At 68.3% G+C, this 1,865-nt stretch carries 4 protein-coding genes and 1 pseudogene; 2 read left to right on the top strand and 3 right to left on the bottom strand.

The genetic code is table 11. The features are described from left to right. Positions 1-351, bottom strand: a 351-nt coding sequence (locus tag ABZW10_RS38695; RefSeq protein WP_355376410.1) for a hypothetical protein, incomplete at its 3' end; no start/stop codon positions are given. Between the two features lie 32 nt (positions 352-383). Here ABZW10_RS38695 and ABZW10_RS38690 point away from each other — a divergent pair. Next, a complete protein-coding gene (locus tag ABZW10_RS38690; RefSeq protein WP_355376407.1) occupies positions 384-662 on the top strand; it encodes a transposase in 279 nt (92 codons plus the stop codon). Continuing rightward, positions 659-895 carry a transposase gene (locus ABZW10_RS38685; RefSeq protein WP_355376404.1) on the top strand — a complete coding sequence of 79 codons (237 nt, stop codon included), beginning with the start codon at positions 659-661 and terminating at the stop codon, positions 893-895. The genes ABZW10_RS38690 and ABZW10_RS38685 overlap by 4 nt, the downstream gene beginning before the upstream one ends. Here the strand turns inward: ABZW10_RS38685 and ABZW10_RS38680 are convergent. Then, positions 849-1,334 (bottom strand): TrmO family methyltransferase, encoded by a 486-nt coding sequence (locus ABZW10_RS38680; RefSeq protein WP_355376401.1) that lies wholly within the window; start codon positions 1,332-1,334, stop codon positions 849-851. The genes ABZW10_RS38685 and ABZW10_RS38680 overlap by 47 nt on opposite strands. A gap of 43 nt (positions 1,335-1,377) precedes the next feature. Then, a pseudogene (locus tag ABZW10_RS38675) lies at positions 1,378-1,865 on the bottom strand (hypothetical protein); the annotation flags it as partial.

The raw sequence follows: 1,865 nt of genomic DNA, 5'->3' as shown, positions 1-1,865 counted from the left end.
GGGAAAGGTCTTCGACGCGCCCGACTTTCTTCGCGCGCTGTCCCCGCACATCACCCTGGAACCGCGTCCATAGCCAGCCGACCGGCGATTCCCAGACCGGTCTTGTTCAGGTCGCCCATCGAAGCGCTCAGTCACACGAAAGAAAAAGTCCCGACCGCCTTCCGTTGTCGCCGGTTCGATCGCGATCTGAGCATGTTGCCGCAGCTCAGGCTGTTCTTTCGATCGATGTGACGCGCTCAGCAGGTCCGATGACTCGGGCTTGTGAGGGTGAGGTTTCTCCGCGCGGCGGGCGAGTTCGCGGCGGAGGTCGAGGTTCTCGCCGTGGGCCTGTTCGAGCGCGTCCCGCAGCACTGAAGGACGACCAGTGGCAGCTCATCGGACCGATGCTGCTGCGCTGGCGGTCGGCTCGCGCCGAGGGGCGCGAGCCGACCACCGAACTGCGTGAAGTGGTCAACGCGATCCTCTACGTCGCGCGGACCGGCATCGCCTGGCGCTACCTGCCGCACGACTTCCCGCCCCACACCACGGTCTACGACTACTTCAAGGAGTGGGAAAGCGACGGCACCGCCGAGCAGATCCACGACCCGCTCCGTGACCAGCTCAGGGCGAAGAAGGGCCGGCGGATCCTGCCGAGCGCGGCGATCATCGATGCCAGTCGGTGAAGGCCTCGCCGAACGCCCCGGCCGACAGCCAGGGCTACGACGGCGGGAAACGGGTCAAGGGCTGCAAGCGCCACATCGCCACCGACACCCTGGGCCTGCTCCTGGTCCTGATCGTCACCGCCGCCGGGGTGCAGAACTCCCGATCGCGTGGCCCGGACGGGCAACGCGATCGGCCGGGCCATGTGCTCAGCTGCTGGCGTGGGGTGCGAAGTAGTTGCCGAGCATCTCGGTGACCCATTCCGGCTGGTGGGTGGCGCCGCGGGGCCCGAACTCGGCGAACCAGGGCTTGACGTCGAGGACGGGGGTGCCGTCGACAGCATCGAGGTCTTGGACGTGGAGGTCGAGGCCGTCGACCTTGATCAGTCGGCAGCGCGAGGATCCGAGCCAGTTCAGCCGGCGCATGTTGCGGTGCCCGAAGATTCCGACCTCGGGCCACTGCGGATTGTCGCGCGGGCGCCGGGCGCCCGGGTTGAGGTCGGTGGGGTCGGTCAGGTGGAACCGGAACAGGACCTCAAGGTGGGAGAACTCCTCAAGGCCTTTCGTGGCTTCCGCAGGGAACAGGTTGCCGTCCAGGCGGATGATGGCCTGCGTGCCGCCCCAGTAGTCGTCGGTGGGCTCGCGGCGTCCGCCGACGACGCGACCGAGTTCCTGAACCTCGAACGTGCTGCTCATCGTCTTCCCCTCCTGTAGAAACCCGGCGACGCGCGACGCCGGGCTACGCGGTCGCCGCGAGGTACGCGGCGGCGCGCTGGTCGACCTGGTCCACGCCCGGCAGCCGGCGGCCGCGAAACGGGGACAGCATGGTGCGTATCTGCTGGGCGACGTCGCGGGCCCGGCCCGAACGAACGCCCTCCATCGCGGTGAGGGATTGCGACCACGTGACGCAGGCCTCCTCCATCGAGAGCTGCTGCGCCTGCACCATCCCCAGGTAGCCGAGGGTTACCGCGTGGGTTCGGGTGAACGCGGACGCCTGTCGGGTGTCGACGCTCCGGCGGAACTCGCGGGCCGCGCCGTCGAGATCACCGATGTCGCGTAGCGCGGCAGCGGTCTGGTGCGCGAGGCTCGCTTCGGCGAAGAAGAAAACTCTGGTCGGTTCGTCATCGCCGGGGCTACTGAACTTGATTGGGTGATGTCGGTGTGGTTCGCCTGACAGCCGGGTGTCGGCACCGGTAGCCCTGGGGCGTGAGGTACGCGCAGGGCGGC

The organism is Kitasatospora sp. NPDC004723, from assembly GCF_040609255.1.
Lineage (GTDB): Bacteria > Actinomycetota > Actinomycetes > Streptomycetales > Streptomycetaceae > Kitasatospora.
Note: the sequence above shows the minus strand (reverse complement) of the source record. Positions and strands in the feature narration are given on the sequence as shown.

Bases quoted from the DNA above. Each gene is read 5' to 3' on its own strand.
- ABZW10_RS38680 (WP_355376401.1), bottom strand. From the start codon at position 1,334: ATGAGCAGCACGTTCGAGGTTCAGGAACTCGGTCGCGTCGTCGGCGGA.
- ABZW10_RS38690 (WP_355376407.1), top strand. From the start codon at position 384: ATGCTGCTGCGCTGGCGGTCGGCTCGCGCCGAGGGGCGCGAGCCGACC.